The organism is Pseudomonas sp. 3296 (assembly GCF_031456615.1).
GTDB lineage: Bacteria > Pseudomonadota > Gammaproteobacteria > Pseudomonadales > Pseudomonadaceae > Aquipseudomonas > Aquipseudomonas mucoides.
This window is the reverse complement of record NZ_JAVDUY010000002.1, coordinates 276,697-294,378: the sequence shown is the minus strand read 5'-3', so window position 1 is coordinate 294,378 and position 17,682 is coordinate 276,697. Positions and strand designations below refer to the sequence as shown.

General features: G+C 60.4%; 14 protein-coding genes. 7 read left to right on the top strand and 7 right to left on the bottom strand.

From position 1 onward, the window contains the following. Positions 1 to 59 precede the first annotated feature (59 nt). The 5 genes from J2X66_RS05845 (at position 60) to J2X66_RS05825 (ending at position 5,743) form a co-directional block, all read left to right on the top strand. Positions 60 to 1,136, top strand: coding sequence for a putative 2-aminoethylphosphonate ABC transporter ATP-binding protein (locus J2X66_RS05845; protein WP_310262059.1), 1,077 nt, complete (start codon positions 60 to 62; stop codon positions 1,134 to 1,136). Then, positions 1,136 to 2,860 (top strand): putative 2-aminoethylphosphonate ABC transporter permease subunit, encoded by a 1,725-nt coding sequence (locus tag J2X66_RS05840; protein ID WP_310262055.1) that lies wholly within the window; start codon positions 1,136 to 1,138, stop codon positions 2,858 to 2,860. The genes J2X66_RS05845 and J2X66_RS05840 overlap by 1 nt, the downstream gene beginning before the upstream one ends. Before the next feature lie 40 nt (positions 2,861 to 2,900). Then, positions 2,901 to 3,926 carry a putative 2-aminoethylphosphonate ABC transporter substrate-binding protein gene (locus J2X66_RS05835; protein ID WP_310262051.1) on the top strand — a complete coding sequence of 342 codons (1,026 nt, stop codon included), beginning with the start codon at positions 2,901 to 2,903 and terminating at the stop codon, positions 3,924 to 3,926. A 126-nt stretch (positions 3,927 to 4,052) separates the two neighbouring features. Continuing rightward, positions 4,053 to 5,186 (top strand): TIGR03364 family FAD-dependent oxidoreductase, encoded by a 1,134-nt coding sequence (locus J2X66_RS05830; protein ID WP_310262048.1) that lies wholly within the window; start codon positions 4,053 to 4,055, stop codon positions 5,184 to 5,186. Next, positions 5,186 to 5,743, top strand: a complete 558-nt coding sequence (locus tag J2X66_RS05825) for a phosphonate degradation HD-domain oxygenase (protein ID WP_310262045.1) — start codon at positions 5,186 to 5,188, stop codon at positions 5,741 to 5,743. The genes J2X66_RS05830 and J2X66_RS05825 overlap by 1 nt, the downstream gene beginning before the upstream one ends. A gap of 55 nt (positions 5,744 to 5,798) precedes the next feature. On the opposite strand, the gene J2X66_RS05820 is transcribed toward J2X66_RS05825, so the two are convergent. Together J2X66_RS05820 and J2X66_RS05815 are read right to left on the bottom strand one after the other, a co-directional pair. Beyond that, entirely contained in the window at positions 5,799 to 7,175 is a 1,377-nt protein-coding gene (locus J2X66_RS05820) for a GTPase/DUF3482 domain-containing protein (RefSeq protein ID WP_310262041.1), read from the bottom strand. After that, the gene (locus J2X66_RS05815; RefSeq protein ID WP_310262038.1) at positions 7,168 to 8,547 is read right to left on the bottom strand and encodes a DUF2868 domain-containing protein; all 1,380 of its coding nucleotides are present in this window, start codon (positions 8,545 to 8,547) and stop codon (positions 7,168 to 7,170) included. Before J2X66_RS05815 ends, J2X66_RS05820 begins: the two co-directional genes overlap by 8 nt. An 85-nt stretch (positions 8,548 to 8,632) precedes the next feature. On the opposite strand from J2X66_RS05815, the gene J2X66_RS05810 reads away from it, so the two are divergent. Then, on the top strand, positions 8,633 to 9,145 hold the full coding sequence (locus J2X66_RS05810; RefSeq protein ID WP_310262035.1) for a dihydrofolate reductase: 513 nt from the start codon (positions 8,633 to 8,635) through the stop codon (positions 9,143 to 9,145). 120 nt (positions 9,146 to 9,265) lie between these two features. On the opposite strand, the gene J2X66_RS05805 is transcribed toward J2X66_RS05810, so the two are convergent. Further along, positions 9,266 to 10,657, bottom strand: a complete 1,392-nt coding sequence (locus J2X66_RS05805) for an L-cystine transporter (protein WP_310262032.1) — start codon at positions 10,655 to 10,657, stop codon at positions 9,266 to 9,268. Between the two features lie 242 nt (positions 10,658 to 10,899). Between J2X66_RS05805 and J2X66_RS05800 the strand changes: the two genes are divergently transcribed. After that, on the top strand, positions 10,900 to 11,955 hold the full coding sequence (locus J2X66_RS05800) for a haloacid dehalogenase-like hydrolase (RefSeq protein ID WP_310262029.1): 1,056 nt from the start codon (positions 10,900 to 10,902) through the stop codon (positions 11,953 to 11,955). A 125-nt stretch (positions 11,956 to 12,080) separates the two neighbouring features. On the opposite strand, the gene ilvD is transcribed toward J2X66_RS05800, so the two are convergent. The 4 genes from ilvD to J2X66_RS05780 all read right to left on the bottom strand — a co-directional run bounded on the left by ilvD (position 12,081) and on the right by J2X66_RS05780 (position 17,426). Continuing rightward, positions 12,081 to 13,922, bottom strand: a complete 1,842-nt coding sequence (gene ilvD / locus J2X66_RS05795; protein WP_027926529.1) for a dihydroxy-acid dehydratase — start codon at positions 13,920 to 13,922, stop codon at positions 12,081 to 12,083. A 273-nt stretch (positions 13,923 to 14,195) separates the two neighbouring features. Continuing rightward, positions 14,196 to 15,380, bottom strand: a complete 1,185-nt coding sequence (locus J2X66_RS05790; RefSeq protein ID WP_310262025.1) for an MFS transporter — start codon at positions 15,378 to 15,380, stop codon at positions 14,196 to 14,198. Next, the gene (locus J2X66_RS05785; protein ID WP_310262022.1) at positions 15,373 to 16,350 is read right to left on the bottom strand and encodes a diiron oxygenase; all 978 of its coding nucleotides are present in this window, start codon (positions 16,348 to 16,350) and stop codon (positions 15,373 to 15,375) included. The genes J2X66_RS05790 and J2X66_RS05785 overlap by 8 nt, the downstream gene beginning before the upstream one ends. Continuing rightward, positions 16,347 to 17,426, bottom strand: coding sequence for a SagB family peptide dehydrogenase (locus J2X66_RS05780; RefSeq protein WP_310263062.1), 1,080 nt, complete (start codon positions 17,424 to 17,426; stop codon positions 16,347 to 16,349). Before J2X66_RS05780 ends, J2X66_RS05785 begins: the two co-directional genes overlap by 4 nt. Between the last annotated feature and the right edge of the window lie 256 nt (positions 17,427 to 17,682).

The following is a 17,682-nucleotide window of genomic DNA, read 5'->3' as shown; positions in this document are numbered from 1 at the left end:
CACATGACGGACGCATTGCATCCCTAGGATGGCCTTCATCTGCTTGATGAGGCCTGTCCATGAACCACTCGATCGCAACTGCCCTGACCAACCCCGGCGCCCCGATGAAGGTGCGCGGCGTACAGAAACGCTTCGGTGCCTTTACTGCGCTCGATAACGTTTCCCTCGACGTGTCGGCCGGTGAACTGGTGTGTCTGCTGGGCCCGTCGGGATGCGGCAAAACCACCTTGCTGCGTTGCATTGCCGGCCTGGAAAAACAGGACAGCGGCGAGTTGTACCTCGGCGATCGCGACGTTTCCCACCTGCCCCCCCAGGCGCGGGACTACGGCATTCTGTTCCAGTCCTACGCGCTGTTCCCCAATCTCACCGTCGAAGCGAACATTGCCTACGGCCTCGCGGGCAGTGGTCGCGATGAAGTGCGCAAGCGTGTCGGTCAGATGCTGGAACTGGTCGGCCTGATCGGCAGCGAGAAAAAGTACCCCGGCCAATTGTCCGGCGGCCAACAGCAACGCGTCGCCCTGGCTCGGGCCCTGGCGCCGGCGCCTTCGTTATTGCTGCTGGACGAACCGATGTCTGCACTCGACGCCCGGGTTCGCGAGCACCTGTGCACCGAACTGCGCCAGTTGCAGCGCAACCTCGGCATCACCACCCTGATGGTCACGCACAATCAGGATGAAGCCATGCTGATGGCTGACCGCATCGCCGTGATGAACAACGGTAAGGTTGAGCAGTACGCCACACCGCAGGAAATCTACGACCGTCCGGCCACGCCGTTTGTGGCGGAGTTCGTCGGCCAGGGCAATTGGCTGCCGTTCCGCCGCAGCAGTGACAGCCACGCCCAGGTCGGCGGGCTGAACATGCGCCTGGCCGATGGCAGTGCAAAAACTGCGTCGGGCCGTTTGTTCTGCCGCCCGGAGGCGATCAACGTCAACCCGCTGGTGCATGAAGAAAACCTGTTTCCGGCCAAGGTTCGCGAGATTACTTTCCTCGGCAACCGCTGCCGCATGAGCTTCGAACTCGACCAATTGCCGGGCCATCCGTTGCTCGCCGAGCTGGCGCCGGAAGCCATGCCGCGCCTCGGCGCCCAGCAGATCATGGTCGCCTTGCCGCCACGCAGCCTGCAGGTGTTTGCCTGATGAGCGCGAACATCGCGCTGCCGATACCGCACAAGCAGGTTCGGCAGATCTCCCGTGCCGAAATCGGCGACCGGGTGTTCGTGGTCGGCGGCAAAGTCCTGTTACTGGTATTGCTCGGCGTCGCGGTGTTGATGCCGTTGCTGGCGATCTTCTGGCGGGGTTTCAGCTCCGAAGCCGGGCAGGGCGGTGGTCTGGTGGCCGCACGGGAGTTGGTCACCAGCGAAAATTTTCACTGGCTGTTGGGTAATAGCCTCAAGGTTTCCCTCAGCGTCGCGGCGATTGTAGTACCGCTGGCTTATCTGTTTGCCTACGCCCTGCAACGCACATTGATTCCCGGCAAAGGCATCTGGCGCGGGATTTCGCTGCTGCCATTGATGGCGCCGTCGATGCTGCCCGGGATTGCGCTGGTGTATCTGTTCGGCAACCAGGGCATGTTGCGCGGGCTGCTCTCGGACAACATCTACGGCTTCTGGGGCATTGTGCTCGGCGAGGTGATCTACACCTTCCCGCATGCCTTGATGATTCTGCTGTCGGCGTTGTCCCTGGCGGATGCGCGACTGTTCGATGCTGCCTCCAGCATGGGCGCGAGTCCGGCAAAAGCCTTTCGCAGCATTACCTGGCCGGCGACGCGTCAGGCTGTGTTCGCCGCGTTCTGCCTGGTGTTTACGTTGACTATCACCGACTTCGGCGTGCCTGTGGTGGTCGGTGGCGACTACCAGGTGCTGGCGCTTGAAGCCTATAAAGCGGTGGTCGGCCAGCAACAATTCGGTCGCGGCGCGTTGATCGGCATGGTTCTACTGTTGCCGGCGCTGTTCAGCTTCGGTGTCGATGCGTGGTTGCGTCGACGTCAGGGCGACTCCATGAGCGGGCGTGCGCAAGTCTTCAAACCCGCACCATCGAAACTGCGCGACGGCTGCTACCTGGGCATCGTGTTGCTGATCAGCGCGGCGTTGCTGCTGGTGTTCGGCATGGCGATCTTCTCTTCGCTGGTCAAATTCTGGCCGTACAACCTGTCGCTCTCGCTCAGCCACTATCAGTTCAACGACACGGCGGGCGGCGGCTGGCTGGCGTATGGCAACAGCGTGAAGATGGCGTTGTGCACGGCGTTGATCGGCAGCGTGCTGATCTTCACCGGCGCTTACCTGATGGAAAAAACCAAGGGCCAGCGTGGACTGAACCTGACCTTGCGCATGCTCAGTTTCGTACCGATGGCGGTGCCGGGGCTGGTGCTGGGCCTGGGGTACGTCTTCTTCTTCAACCTCACCGGCAACCCGCTGCATGTGCTCTACGGGACCATGACCCTGCTGGTGGTCTGCACCATTGCTCACTATTTGACCACCGCGCAAATGACCGCGACCACCGCGCTGCGGCAGCTCGACGCCGAGTTCGAAGCCGCCGCGCTGTCGCTAAAGGCGCCGCTGTATCGGCACTACCTGCGCGTCACCGTGCCGATCTGCCTGCCGGCGCTGCTGGACATCGTGCGCTATCTGTTCGTCTCGGCCATGACCACTGTCTCGGCGGCGATCTTCCTCTACAGCCCTGACACCCTCCTCGCGGCGGTGGCGGTGCTGAACATGGACGACGCCGGCAACGTCGGCGGCGCGGCGGCGATGTCGACGCTGATTCTGTTCACCTCGGCGGGTGTGTCCTTGCTGCTGGCCTGGGCTTCGCGCGGTTTGTTGCGCCGCTCCCAGGCCTGGCGGCAGACGGCGCCTGACCACTGATTTCCAATCCCGCAACCTCAACTCAAAACAGGAAAAGATCATGTTCAAGCCCCTGGCCCTGGCCGCTGCTGTCCTCACCGCTTTCAGCCTGAACGCCTTCGCGGCGAAAACCGAGTTGACGGTCTACACCGCCCTCGAAGCCGAGCAACTGAAGACCTACAAAGAAGCGTTCGAAAAGACCAACCCGGATGTCGAGATCAAGTGGGTGCGCGACTCCACCGGTATCATCACCGCCAAGTTGCTGGCCGAAAAAGCTCGCCCACAAGCCGACGCAGTCTGGGGCCTCGCCGCTTCGAGCCTGGCGATCCTCGATCAGCAAGGCATGCTGCAAAGCTACGCACCGAAGGATCTGGGCAAAATCGGCGGCAACTACCGCGACGCCGCCAACCCGCCCGCCTGGGTCGGCATGGATGTCTGGGCCGCGACCATTTGCTTCAACACCGTCGAAGCCCAGAAGCAGGGCTTGAGCAAACCCGTGAGCTGGCAAGACCTGACCAAGCCTGAGTACAAAGGCAAAATCGTGATGCCTAACCCGGCCTCGTCCGGCACCGGTTTTCTCGACGTCAGCGCCTGGTTGCAAACCTTCGGCGAGAAGCAGGGCTGGCAGTACATGGACGACCTGCACCAGAACATCGGCCAGTACGTTCACTCCGGCTCCAAGCCTTGCAAACTGGCGGCGGCGGGCGAATTCCCGATTGGTATTTCCTTTGAATACCCGGCCGTTCAGCTGAAACGCCAAGGCGCGCCACTGGACATCATCCTGCCGAAAGAAGGCCTGGGCTGGGAGATCGAAGCGACGGCTGTGATCAAAGGCACACCGCACGAAGAGGCGGCGAAGAAACTGGCTGACTTCTCCGCCAGCCCGGCGGCGATGGAGCTTTATAAAGAGAACTTCGCCGTGCTCGCGCAACCGGGTATTGCCAAGCCGCAGACCGAATTGCCGGCGGATTATGAGCAGCGTTTGATCAAGAACGACTTCGCCTGGGCGTCGAAGAATCGCGACGAAATCCTGACCGAATGGCGCAAGCGCTATGACGGCAAGTCCGAGAAAGTGGCTGCCAAGTAACTGACACCGATCGTTCCCACGCTCTGCGTGGGAATGAATCACGTGACGCTCTGCGTCACAGTGGACGCGGAGCGTCCATGGCTGCATTCCCACGCAGAGCGTGGGAACGATCATTGGGGGAACTCCATGACACACCACAACGACATGCTGATCGTCGGCGCCGGCATCCTCGGCCTGTCCCACGCCTACGCCGCCGCCCGACGCGGTCTGAAAGTCACCGTCTTCGAGCGCAGCGAAACGCCCTTGGGCGCCTCGGTGCGCAACTTCGGCCAGGCCCTCGTCACCGGCCAGCCGCCGGGCCCGATACTCGAACTGGCCAAGGCCAGCCGCGAGATCTGGGGCCAATGGGCACAACTCGCCGGCCTGCAACTCAAGCGCAACGGCTCATACCTGTTCGCCCGCACCGAAGCCGAAGAACACCTGCTGGAAGCATTCTGCGCCGGTCGCGCCGTGGAGCACGGTTACCGCGTCGAACTGCTGCGCGGCGCCGCACTGCGTGATCTGTACCGCGGCCAGTTCACCCATCACCGCGCTGCGTTGCACGGGATGGACGATCAGCAGTTGTATTCCCGCGAAGCGATTCCGGCGCTGATCGACTACCTGCGTCGCGAACTCGGCGTGACCTTTCACTTTTCGACCCTGGTCCGCGACATCGAACCGGGCTGCTTGCACAGCACCGCCGGCACTTTCAGTGCCGAGCAGATCATCGTCTGTTCCGGCCACGATTATCAGACGCTGCTGGCCGAGCCGATCGCTGAACTCAACCCGCAAATCTGCCGCCTGCAAATGCTTCGCGCCCGGCCGCAAATCAACCTCAACCTGCAACACGCGTTGCTCACCGGTTTGAGCTGCGTGCACTACGGCGCCTTCGCCGATCTGCCGGAAGCGGCGGCGGTGCAGGCGCAAATTCTGCGAGACGAGCCGCACCTGCATGACAACGGCATTCACCTGCTGATCAGTCCGACGCCGTATGGCGAATTGATCATCGGCGACTCCCACCATTACGGCAGCGATCCATCGCCGTTCAACGCCGAGCAAGTGGACGACTGGATGATCGAACTGGCCGAACAGACGCTGGGCTGCAAGGTGCAAGTGGTCGAACGCTGGCAGGGTGTCTATGGTTCACGAGGGCCGGGACCGTTTTCGTTCCTGCGTCCGGCACCGGGATTGAGCGTGGCGCTGATGCACACCGGCGTCGGCATGAGCGTCGGGCCAGCAATGGCTGAACGTAATGTGGCGACTTTGTTGGGAGAGCGTTGATGAGTAACCACGAACAGGTAATTGCCGAGGTGTTCGGTCTGTACGAGCGTTTTGGCGACAGCGACTACATCGGCGAACCGGTGTCGCAGATCGAGCACATGTCTCAGGCCGCACAATTGGCGATGGCCGAAGGCTTCGATGATGAAGTGGTGTTGGCTGCGTTTTTTCACGACATCGGGCACATTTGCGGCGAAAGCGCCGAGAAAATGCGCGGCTTTGGCGTGGTCAGCCACGAACGACTGGGTGCCGATTACTTGCGCCGTGCCGGTTTCGGCGAACGCATGGCGCGACTGGTGGAATACCACGTGCAGGCCAAGCGTTATCTGACGCTCAAAGAGCCGGGGTACTACGATCGCTTGAGCGAAGCCAGCCGTCGCACGCTGGAGTATCAGGGTGGAGTGATGACACCGGCCGAGGCGGAGGTCTTCGAACGGGACCCGCTGTGCGAGGTCAGTTTGCGCATGCGGCAGTGGGACGAGTTGGCCAAGGACACGGGCGTACCGGTGATGGATCTTCGTCTCTTGAAAGAAAAGGCGGCGCGAGTGTTGGCGGAGTAGAGCCTCATGACCGCGTGGCTGCCATCGCGAGCCCAAACACCCCAGGCATCAAGGCTCACAACTGCTGCGCCAACACCTCAACCTGCTCCTGCCTTTGCGCCTGATTCAACTTCGCCTGCGGATTCAGCGACGACCACTGCGGATGGGCCCGCGCCTTGTTCAGTGCCTCGGGCAGTTTGCCTTCGCGCCAGGTTTTGTCTTGGGGCGTGGCGACCTGAATGCTGTCCATGGCCGCGTGCCCGCGTGCGTTCAGCGCCTGCAACAACTGCCGCTGACGCAACGCCAACAACCTCAGCACGCTGTCATCGATGGTCAATTCTCGCTGGCCTTTGATCTTGCCGATTAACCGGCTGCCATAGCTGCGCGCGGTTTGCAGGGCGCCACCGGCAATCGCGCCGGCCAATGCTGCTGCACCCAAGGTCAGACCGCCCACCAGCAAGTCGACCCCGGCCCCGGCTGCCGCGCCGGCGGCGATCCCGCTGCCGACCCGTACACCCAGCTGTTTCAAGGTTTCCGGGTTAAACAAATCATCGCCCCAACGGCCATCGAGCAGCGGCAAGTCACTGGCCGCCGCATCCTGTGGGCGAAAGGCGTAAAGCTTGAGCAGCGCTTCAACGCAGCGTTGTTCGCGCTGGCGCACGGCTTTGTGCAGTTCGGTGATGGCGTGCCGTTCCTGCTCTGCATCGCTGGCGACGCTGCGCCGGCAGGCGGCGCAATCAATCAACAATTCGGCAATCAACCGGACTGCACTTTGATGACGGGCGAGGCGCTGGGCCTGTTGATCGGCGATCAAGCGTTCAAGCTGTTCACGGGAATTTTCCAGCAGCAGCGCGAGGCTTTCATAGAGTCGACGTTCGCCATCCTCCGGCGGTGCGACGCTGTCGAAACGCACCAGCGCATGCAAGCCCAGACGCGCCAACGCTTCACGCCAATCCGGCTCGCGGTGGTTGGCGCTGCTGACAAAATTCAGCACCGGCAGCAGCGGCTTGCCACAACTGGCCAGCACTTCCAGTTCGTCGCGGTACTTGGCCAACACCGGTTCGCGGGCGTCGATCACGTAGAGGCCGGCGTCGCAGGTGAGCAGTTGCCGCAGCACTTTGGCTTCCTGCTCAAAGCGCTGCCGGGCTTCGCTGCCCTCAAGGAATCGCGCCAGGCGGGCCGGGCCGTCGAGGCGTTCGCCGGGACGCTCCAGGCGTTCGAGGTAGTCGAGCAGGGCGATGGCGTCTTCCAGGCCGGGGGTATCGTAGAGGTCGAGCAGCGGCTCGCCCTCCACCGACAAGCGTGCGCCTTCGACGTGACGCGTGGTGCTGGGACGATGGGACACTTCGCCGAAGCCGACATCGCGGGTCAGGGTGCGCAGCAATGAGGTTTTGCCGACATTGGTGTGGCCGACTACAGCGAGCTTCAACGGGGCCTTCCAGGCACTATTCATGACCGGTCTCCAGCCAGTTCATCGGCGCGCAATCGGCGAACGGCAACTCCAGTTGCTGCAATGCGACGTGCCAGTCACCCAGCCGTTCGGCGTCCAGCGCTTCGCCGGGTGGCGCTTGCAGCAGCCAGACGCGAGTGGCGGCGGCATTGCGCGCCAGTTCGGCGATCAGCGCCAGGCTGCCACGGTCCGGCGAGCGCCGTGGGTCGCAGGCGATGACCAGGCGTGCGGGCGGAAAGCGACTCAGTTGTTCGAGGAGACGGTGGCGCGATTCACGGCTGTCGAGAATCCCGGCGTTGCCCACGGTTTTCGGCAGTTGCGGCGGCCACGGGCGTTGGTCATCGAGTTCGATGGCGACCAGCAGGGCACCGTCGCTTAGCTGGTCGGTGACACCGCTTTCGACGCGATGCAGTTTCTCCGGTGCGGCGTCGCTGATGCCCAGGCGTTCGCTGGTGGGCATCAATCGCTCGCGCAATTGGGCGTAGCCGGGCAGGTTCAGGTCCAGATGCAATTTTGCCTGGCCGGTTTTCCAGCGCCACCGACAAAACAGCATCAGCAGCAAACGCGGCAGCACACCGTAGACCAACAGGACGCCAACCAGCCAGGCGGCCCAGGCCTGTCGAGCGCTTTCAATGTTCAGCGCGGCATCGCCGCTGGCGCGGATCATTTCCACGGTAGGCACGCTGAAGCCGAGCAGGGCCGGCAGCGCGCCGAGGGCCTGAGTCATTTCGACGAAGGTGTCGCCGCTCAGAATGGTGGTTTCCCAGACGAAGCCGTAGCGTCGGGTCGCCATCAGCGTCAGCAGAATCGCCAAGGCGCTGAGCATCGCCAGCAGCCACAAACCGTTGACCAGCGTACCGACCGCCCAGCGATTGAGTTTGTGTCGTTGCAATAACAGCAGCAGGGCAGGGGCCAGTTGCGCGGCTTTGGCGTCGCGGGCGAGTTTTTCGCTGAGCCACAACCATAAGCGCCCGAGGGTGGCGCCGTGTTCACCCGCGAACATCAGGCCCAGCGCCCAACTCAGTAACAGAATCAGGTTCAGCCCGAGCAGACTGCCCAAGGCCCAGAACACATTCACCGGGGGGTGCCCGTCACCCATTGCGGCGAAGGCCAGACCTGCACCGCTGACCACGGCCAGCACCGCCATCACGATCAGCGCCAGTCGCGCACCTTGCAGCCAGTGTTGCAGGGCGTTGGCCAAACCATCGCGTTCGGCCAGCCATAAGGCCCGCCGTTGAATCCGTGTCGGCAAGTCACCGCCAGCGCTTCGGGCCAGTCGGTTGGCTTCCGTGTCTTCCAGAGGGCCGGCGTGTTCTTCACGCAGGCGCACGGTTTCGGTCAGCCAGAGAGTTTGCAGTCCAGTCAGTTCAGTCACGCGCGATCCCATCGCTCCATTGAGCTGTGAGCATAACCGCTGTGGCGCTTATCGGGGTACGGATGGCTCTGGTATCCTCGCCGGCATGACTAAATCACTCCCCCTCAGCCTGATCGCAGCCCTCGGTGAAAACCGTGTGATCGGCGTCGACAACAGCATGCCCTGGCACTTGCCGGGGGACTTCAAATACTTCAAGGCCACCACCCTCGGCAAGCCGATCATCATGGGTCGCAAGACCTGGGATTCCCTCGGTCGCCCGTTGCCGGGCCGGTTGAACATCGTGGTCAGCCGTCAGGCGGACCTGGTGCTGGAAGGCGCCGAGGTTTACCCGTCGCTTGAAGCCGCGGTGGTTCGCGCCGAAGAATGGGCGAAGGCGCAGGGCGTCGATGAGCTGATGCTGATTGGCGGCGCGCAGTTGTATGCACAGGGGATGGCGCAGGCGGACCGGTTGTATCTGACCCGCGTGGCACTGAGCCCGGAAGGGGATGCGTGGTTTCCAGAGTTTGATTTGGGCCAGTGGAAGCTGGTGTCGAATGTGGCGAATCCGGCCGAGGGTGACAAACCGGCCTACAACTTCGAAGTCTGGGAAAAAGCCTAAGAGCATCGCGAGCAACGGCTCCTACAGGGTTTTGAGGTGGGACACACACCGTGTAAACACCAATGATCCCTGTAGGAGCCGGGCTTGCCCGCGATGAGGCCCGCCCAGTCGCTACAAGACTCAGGCGTGAGCCAACTCCGAATGCTCATCCGCATCCAGCAATTCTTTATCCGTCTGCTGCATGATCTGGCTGGTAATCGCCCCGGCCGTCATCGACCCACTGACGTTCAGCGCCGTGCGCCCCATATCAATCAGCGGCTCGACCGAAATCAGCAACGCCACCAGTGACACCGGCAAGCCCATCGCCGGCAGCACGATCAATGCCGCAAACGTCGCACCACCGCCTACACCCGCCACACCGGCGGAACTCAGCGTCACAATCGCCACCAACGTCGCGATCCACAGCGGGTCCAGCGGGTTGATGCCCACGGTCGGCGCGACCATCACCGCCAACATCGCCGGGTACAGACCGGCACAGCCGTTCTGGCCAATGGTTGCGCCGAACGACGCGGCGAAGCTGGCGATGGACTGCGGAATGCCCAAACGGCGGGTCTGCGCTTCGATGCTCAACGGAATCGTCGCCGCGCTCGAGCGGCTGGTGAACGCAAACGTCAGCACCGGCCAGACTTTGCGGAAGAACCGCAGCGGGTTGATTCCGGCTGCCGACACCAACAGGCCATGAACCACAAACATCAGGCCGAGGCCGATGTAGGACACCACCACAAAACTGCCGAGCTTGATGATGTCTTGCAGGTTGGAACCGGCGACCACTTTGGTCATCAGCGCCAGCACGCCGTACGGGGTCAGTTTCATCACCAGACGCACCAGGCGCATCACCCAGGCTTGCAGGGTGTCGATGGCGTTGATCACTTTCTGACCTTTCTCGACGTCATCCTTGAGCAATTGCAAGGCGGCGACGCCGAGGAAAGCCGCAAAAATCACCACGCTGATGATCGAGGTCGGTTTGGCGCGCGCCAGATCGGCGAACGGGTTTTGCGGGATGAACGAGAGCAACAGCTGCGGCACGTTCAGGTCCGCTACCTTGCCGGCGTAGTCGGTCTGGATGGTTTGCAGGCGCGCCATTTCCTGGGTGCCGGCCACCAGGCCTTCGGCGGTCAGGCCGAACAGGTTGGTCAAGCCGATGCCGATCAACGCCGCGATGGCGGTGGTGAACAGCAGCGTGCCAATGGTCAGGAAGCTGATCTTGCCCAATGACGACGCATTGTGCAGACGGGCCACGGCGCTGAGGATCGAGGCGAACACCAGCGGGATCACAATCATTTGCAGCAACTGCACGTAACCGTTACCCACCAGATCGAACCAGCCGATCGAGGTTTTCAGGACCGGATTGCCGGCGCCATAAACGGTGTGCAGCGCCACACCAAACACCACGCCCAGCACCAGGGCGAGCAGGACTTTTTTTGCCAGGCTCCAAGTGGTGTGGCGGGTTTGTGCCAGGCCGAACAGCAGGGCAAGGAACACCAGCAGATTGAGGATCAGCGGCAGATTCATAAAAACTCCGATCAGACATGTGCCAGCTACCTTCCGGGGCAGCCGCGAACCGGAAAGCCTAACAGCTTGATATCTAATGAATTAATACCGAAATCAGAGGTGAACTGTCGTTTTTGGAATAAGCCGGTGTCGCTGTCGGGGATGCAGCTGGCGCGATAGGTACGGTAACGGTCGCTGGCAGACGAGGACTGTCACACTTATTTGTTAGCGTCGATGTCTTTCACATTCAGGGAGAGTCGTCGATGAAATTCATACCAAAAATGCTGGCTGCAGCCATTTGCCTGGGCCTTGCGGGCCAGGCATTCGCCACCGATTTGAAACACTGGCCAGCCGATCAGGCCAAGGCGCTGGACGCAATGATTGCCGCCAACGCCAACAAAGGTAACTACGCGGTGTTCGACATGGACAACACCAGTTACCGCTACGACCTCGAAGAGTCGTTGCTGCCCTATATGGAGAACAAGGGCCTGATCACCCGCGACAAACTCGACCCTTCCCTGAAACTGATTCCGTTCAAGGACACCGCTGAACACAAGGAAAGCCTGTTCAGCTACTACTACCGTCTCTGCGAAATTGACGACATGGTGTGTTACCCATGGGTTGCGCAAGTGTTCTCGGGCTTCACGCTCAAAGAACTCAAAGGTTATGTCGACGAGCTGATGGCGTCCGGCAAACCGGTGCCGGCCACCTATTACGACGGTGATGTGGTCAAGAACCTCGACGTCAACCCGCCGAAAGTCTTCACCGGCCAGGCCGAGTTGTACAACAAGCTGATGGAGAACGGCATCGAGGTCTATGTGATGACCGCCGCCTCCGAAGAGTTGGTGCGCATGGTCGCTTCCGATCCGAAGTACGGCTACAACGTCAAACCGCAGAACGTCATCGGCGTGAGCCTGCTGCTCAAGGACCCGAAGTCCGGCGAGCTGACCACCGCGCGCAAGCAAATCACTGCTGGCAAGTATGACGAAAAGGCCAACCTCGGCCTCGAACTGACTCCGTACCTGTGGACCCCGGCCACCTGGATGGCTGGCAAGCAAGCGGCGATCCTGACCTACATCGATGAGTGGAAAAAGCCAGTGCTGGTGGGCGGCGACACCCCGAGCAGCGATGGTTACATGCTGTTCCACAGCGTTGACGTAGCCAAGGGCGGCATTCATTTGTGGGTTAACCGCAAGGACAAATACATGACCCAGATTAACGGCATGATGGCCAAGAACGCGGCGGCCCAGGCCAAGGAAGGGTTGGAGGTTACGGCGGACAAGAACTGGGTGATCGTGAAGCCGGAAGAGATCCAGTAAGCACCGAAGATCCAATGTAGGAGCGAGCAGACTCACTCCCACAGTTGATCTCCAGTGTTTGGGGGGATCGTGGTCAAAAAAATGCCCCGCACTTGGCGGGGCATTTTTATTTCTGCGATTGACGCTTACAGCCCGTCGAGCATCGCCTTGTTACGTACGGCACCCTTGTCGGCGCTGGTTGCCAGCAGGGCGTAGGCTTTCAGTGCGGTGGTCACCTTGCGTGGACGTTTTTCCACAGGTTTCCAGCCTTTCTGATCCTGCTCGGCACGACGCCCGGCCATTTCTTCGTCGCTGATCAACAGGTTGATCGAACGGTTTGGAATGTCGATCAGCACTTTGTCGCCGTCCTGCACCAGACCAATCGCGCCACCCGCTGCCGCTTCTGGCGAAGCGTGGCCGATGGACAGGCCCGAAGTGCCGCCGGAGAAGCGGCCGTCGGTGAGCAGGGCGCAGGCTTTGCCCAGGCCTTTGGATTTCAGGTAGGACGTCGGGTACAGCATTTCCTGCATGCCCGGGCCGCCTTTCGGGCCTTCGTAACGAATGATCACGATGTCGCCGGCCTTCACTTCGTCAGCGAGGATGCCGCGCACGGCGCTGTCCTGGCTTTCGAAGATCTTCGCGTTGCCTTCGAAGACGTGGATCGATTCGTCGACGCCTGCGGTTTTCACTACGCAGCCATCCAGTGCAATGTTGCCGTAGAGAACGGCCAGGCCGCCTTCTTTCGAGTAAGCGTGCTCGACGCTGCGGATGCAGCCGTTTTCACGGTCGTCGTCCAGGGTTTCCCAACGGGTCGATTGGCTGAATGCGGTTTGCGTCGGAATGCCTGCCGGGCCGGCCTTGAAGAAGTGATGCACCGCTTCGTCGTCAGTCTGGGTGATGTCCCACTTGGCAATGCCTTCGGCCAGGGTCTTGCTGTGCACGGTCGGCAGGTCGGTGTGCAGCAGGCCGCCACGGGCCAGCGAGCCGAGGATGCTGAAGATCCCGCCGGCACGGTGCACGTCTTCCATGTGGTACTTCTGGATGTTCGGCGCGACTTTGCACAGTTGCGGCACGTGACGGGACAGGCGGTCGATGTCGCGCAGGTCGAAATCGATCTCGGCTTCCTGGGCCGCGGCCAGCAAGTGCAGGATGGTGTTGGTGGAACCGCCCATGGCGATGTCCAGGGTCATGGCGTTCTCGAACGCCTTGAAGTTGGCGATGTTGCGCGGCAGTACCGACTCGTCGTTCTCGGTGTAATAACGCTTGCACAGCTCGACGATGGTGCGGCCGGCCTGCAGGAACAATTGCTCACGGTCGCTGTGGGTGGCGAGGGTCGAACCGTTGCCCGGCAATGCCAGGCCCAGGGCTTCAACCAGGCAGTTCATCGAGTTAGCGGTGAACATGCCGGAGCACGAACCGCACGTCGGGCAGGCGCTGCGCTCGTACTCAGCGACTTTCTCGTCAGAAGCGCTGGAGTCGGCGGCGATCACCATGGCGTCGACGAGGTCGAGACCGTGGCTGGCCAGTTTGGTCTTGCCGGCTTCCATCGGGCCGCCGGAGACAAAGATCACCGGGATGTTCAAGCGCAGGGACGCCATCAGCATGCCAGGGGTGATCTTGTCGCAGTTGGAGATGCAGACGATGGCATCGGCGCAGTGGGCGTTGACCATGTACTCGACGGAGTCGGCGATGATCTCGCGGCTCGGCAGCGAATACAGCATGCCGTCGTGGCCCATGGCGATGCCGTCATCCACGGCAATGGTGTTGAATTCTTTGGCTACACCGCCGGCGCGTTCGATTTCGCGGGCGACCAGTTGGCCCAGGTCCTTGAGGTGGACGTGGCCCGGTACGAACTGGGTGAAGGAGTTGGCAATGGCGATGATCGGCTTTTTGAAGTCGTCATCTTTCATCCCCGTGGCGCGCCACAGTGCGCGGGCGCCGGCCATGTTGCGACCGTGGGTGGATGTTTTCGAGCGGTAATCAGGCATGAAGCACTCCGGGCGGCTAATCAGTTATCAAAAGGGAAGTGAGCTTCTATTGACGTCTGGAACACTCAGAAATGGCCGTGTGTCCGGAAGTTGCCGATAACTTTGCGGGATCGCCGCGCGCTTCAGCTTGAGCTCATAAACCCGCCGGGGGATGACTGGCGATGAATGTCGCGATTCTACACGGCTGGCGTCAGGAGGGAATGGCTGCCGCTTTGGAGATAGTGCTGACAAGACGTGTGGACAGGGTTGTCGGCATTTTGCCCTGATGCGCAGTCAGCGGCGACTGATCACGGCGTTCAGGCCGATACCCACCGCACTCAAAATCAAAAAGCACACGGCCAGGGCCGTGGTCAGGTAGACGCTGGCCAGGTTGATCACGGCGCTGATCAAGCCGCCACACATGAAAATCAGCAGACTGCCGGCCGAAGTTGCGGTACCCGCGTATTGGGGGTAGAGGCTCATCGCCCTGGAGTTGGCGATGGGGCGGCAAATGGTGGTGCCGGCGGTACAGATCAGCATGGGAATCAGCACCGTGGCGGCGGACAGGCCAAATTGCCAGACCAGCCATGGCATCACCAGGCCCGAGAGGGCAATCAGACCCAGGCCGATATTGATTTGCCTGTCGCCCTCCATATGGCGATGCAGGAGGCTGGCGATAATTCCGCCGACCACATACGCGACGCCGTACAGCAACAGCGCCCAGGCGAACTGATAGGCGGAAAGCTTCAGGTGCTCCATGAACAGGAGTGGTGAAATGACAATGAACGAGAAATGGCAGGCGAAGGCGAGTCCGGATATCAGCCAGTAACCCGTAAAGCGGATGTCGCCAAGCAGCAGCCAATAAGCGCTGAAGATTCGCCGGGGCGATGGAACACTGCTACGGCTTTCTTTCAGCAGGAAGCAGGACCTCAACCAGACAATAATGGCCAGGCCGATGAACACATAAAAACTGCCCTGCCAGCCCACATGCAACTGTAGCCAGGTGCCGATCAGCGGCGAACTGGAAATGAATATCCCGCCGGCGGTTGCCATCCAGATTCGCAGTCGTTCCAGTTCGCGGCCGAAGAACAGGTCCTGGACCAGTGCCTGTGACAAGGCAAACGACCCGCAGCCCATCGCCTGTATAACGCGAAAGAACAGAAACCAGGCGTAATCGCTGACGAGCAGACAACCTGTTGCACCCAGGGCGGCCAGAGCAATTCCTCCTAGCAGCAGTTTTTTGCGGCCGAACCTGTCGGACAGCGGCCCGATCAGCAGCAGTGAAAACGCCAGGCCGATGGCAAAGAGGCTGACGGACAACGCTATATCGACAGGCGTAGTGCGGAAGTGGTCGGAGAGCGCGGGAAAGGAAGGAAGCACGACGTCGAGGGGAAAAACAGCAAGCAGCGTCATGGTCATCAACAGAATGACCATGGCCCGGCTTTCTTTGACCTGGGTTGCGTCGATAACACTATTCATCAAGAAGCCCGGCTCTGGTGAAGAGTTTCCGGTTGTAAGGCAGGTCGAAGAACCCGGCGTTTTTCAGGGCGCCCAGGGTAGCGCTGGCGCCCGAACGGGTCCGTTGCAGAGTGGCATGCGCATCGGACAGTCCTTCAGTGATTTCCAGGCAGACTGTCTCCCTGAGGCCGACACCGCGAAAGCTTGCCCTCAGCCAATGCTCATCGACCTCAAAGAAAACCTGAATGAGCTCCGGAAGCAGACCCGCGCAGAACAGGCGTTGGGCGCTGGTCAGGTGCAGCCACAGATAATGGAACACTTCGCAGAAATAGCGACTGTGTCGTGCCTCGTCGGCGAGGTGGTCCCTGAGCATTTCCTGAACGCCGTCCACCAACGCATCGCGACAGATGTCGAGCAGATCCTTGGCGATGATTGTCTCGGAGACGAAACCGGTGAGGAACCAGGCCAGTGGCTTGTGCTTGTCAGGTGTGCGTTCGAGCAGGGCGTGCAACCGGGTGATTCGCTGCGGCATGACGGGCCGATCGAACATGCCATAGAACGCGGCAATCTGCTCGGCGAGGCCATTGGAAAAGAGGGCGTGATAGCCCTCGTCGGTGTAGAGCTGCAGCGCAGCGTTTTTCATCCGCGGGGGAATGCTCACACCAAGTTCGTCATGGACGATGGTTTCGACAGATCGATTAACGATGCGGTGTTCGAGCAAGGTGGTGTAGTCGAGGAAATACACCAGATGATTGGCCGATAGTCGATGAGTGATCGCCCGGCCGGCGTCTTTGACGGCCGGGTGGTTCAAATACGGCAGGAAGGCCGGCGGGAACCAATGCCGGGTTTCCAGTTGCTGTTCAATATCGGGCGGTAATAAATAGGTGTGTTTGCTGGTTCGCACCGCGGCGCGGTTATCCCAGTCGCCGAGGGTAAAGCGATCGGCCCAGCCAGGGGGAAGCATTGCCTGTTCGAGGCGCGTGTCGGTCATGATTGCGGGTCCTGACTGTTCAGCAGCGTTTTCAGTTCCTTGCACAGCACGTTCCCGTCGCTGTTGCCGCAACCGACAAAAAACAAAGGCTGTTCTGCACTGTCATTGAGGCCGAGCAGCGTCTCGACCTGATCATCGGTCAGGGCGCCGGTCAGCCAGGTGTTAAAGCCGAGCGAGGTGGCCACCAACTGGAAGGTCTGGGAAATATGCCCGGCTTCAACGTAGGCCATTCGATAGGCGCGCGAGTGTTCATATTTCCACCACAGTTTGTCGAATCGACTGGTGATGAACAGGCCCATCGGCAGGTTATTGATGAAGTGTTGGCCACATAGCAGTTGCCCCAGCGGTCGACCTGACAGCGAGTTGACGAAGCTCAACGCATGTTCGGTTGGATGGTAGGCATAGAGCCCAGGTTTCAGGCCGCTGACGTTTTGCACGAGCAGGAAGCCTTCACAGGCGTTTAGCCCTCCCCCGGAGGGGCTGGTGCGACGGGCGCCAAGTCCTTCGGCGATGCTTTCGTCGACGTCGTCCTCACGTTCTCGCAAGTAACCGAGGGACAAGTAGAGCAACGTGCTGACCGCTTCGAGTGAGAGGGGCTCGTCGGTGAAGGTTCGGCAGGTTTTTCGGTCAATCAGGGTATTTGCCAGAGTGCTTTGCGGCAGGCATCCAGGTTTCGGCAATGAAATCTTTTCGTCTGCCAGACGTTCCGCCAGACGGGTGTCCGGGGGCGGAGTGGCCAGTACTTCGCTGCAATGGTTCAGATATTCTCTGGACCATTCATGAATATCTTGTGGGGTATGTTGGCAAGGGATGTTCTTGGTGCCGATATGGAATATTTTCGACAGATCATCCCAGCCCCATTCAATAAGAGTCGGGGTTGATGTCGTGAGTATTCCTGCTTCAAGAAGTTGGGTGTCTATACTGTTGTTGCGATTGAACTTGTTCGGGTTGTTGATCAGTTCTGCAAGTCGGGTTGAATAGTCAAGATCCAGTTCGTACTGTTTGTGATTTTTATAATCCCACACTATCTGATCGGGCGTGCGCGGAAGTATGAAGAGATAAGGGTTTATCTGCATGATGGGCGGTTCACTCTGGGTTTTTCGTAGAGAACGCTGGGTAGCCGGCACTCCCCAGCGCTTCATTTACTTAGCGGGCTTTCGGCGTAACCAGAAAAGCCAGGTTGGCGATGGTGTTTGCTTCCAGAGTAATTGCTTTCATGTTGTAACTCCTTGTCATTGATAATGAGCGTCACTTCAATGTGACAACTCAATCATAGTTGGTAATGAATTCTTATCAAGGAGAGATTGAGTAGGAATGTTCTAGTTATTTTGT

What these genes read in the sequence shown, in the direction of transcription:
- J2X66_RS05805 (WP_310262032.1), bottom strand. Translation starts at nt 10,657, where the DNA reads ATGAATCTGCCGCTGATCCTCAATCTGCTGGTGTTCCTTGCCCTGCTG.
- J2X66_RS05825 (WP_310262045.1), top strand. Translation starts at nt 5,186, where the DNA reads ATGAGTAACCACGAACAGGTAATTGCCGAGGTGTTCGGTCTGTACGAG.
- ilvD (WP_027926529.1), bottom strand. Translation starts at nt 13,922, where the DNA reads ATGCCTGATTACCGCTCGAAAACATCCACCCACGGTCGCAACATGGCC.
- J2X66_RS05810 (WP_310262035.1), top strand. Translation starts at nt 8,633, where the DNA reads ATGACTAAATCACTCCCCCTCAGCCTGATCGCAGCCCTCGGTGAAAAC.
- J2X66_RS05835 (WP_310262051.1), top strand. Translation starts at nt 2,901, where the DNA reads ATGTTCAAGCCCCTGGCCCTGGCCGCTGCTGTCCTCACCGCTTTCAGC.
- J2X66_RS05785 (WP_310262022.1), bottom strand. Translation starts at nt 16,350, where the DNA reads ATGACCGACACGCGCCTCGAACAGGCAATGCTTCCCCCTGGCTGGGCC.
- J2X66_RS05820 (WP_310262041.1), bottom strand. Translation starts at nt 7,175, where the DNA reads ATGAATAGTGCCTGGAAGGCCCCGTTGAAGCTCGCTGTAGTCGGCCAC.
- J2X66_RS05790 (WP_310262025.1), bottom strand. Translation starts at nt 15,380, where the DNA reads ATGAATAGTGTTATCGACGCAACCCAGGTCAAAGAAAGCCGGGCCATG.
- J2X66_RS05840 (WP_310262055.1), top strand. Translation starts at nt 1,136, where the DNA reads ATGAGCGCGAACATCGCGCTGCCGATACCGCACAAGCAGGTTCGGCAG.
- J2X66_RS05845 (WP_310262059.1), top strand. Translation starts at nt 60, where the DNA reads ATGAACCACTCGATCGCAACTGCCCTGACCAACCCCGGCGCCCCGATG.
- J2X66_RS05800 (WP_310262029.1), top strand. Translation starts at nt 10,900, where the DNA reads ATGAAATTCATACCAAAAATGCTGGCTGCAGCCATTTGCCTGGGCCTT.
- J2X66_RS05780 (WP_310263062.1), bottom strand. Translation starts at nt 17,426, where the DNA reads ATGCAGATAAACCCTTATCTCTTCATACTTCCGCGCACGCCCGATCAG.
- J2X66_RS05830 (WP_310262048.1), top strand. Translation starts at nt 4,053, where the DNA reads ATGACACACCACAACGACATGCTGATCGTCGGCGCCGGCATCCTCGGC.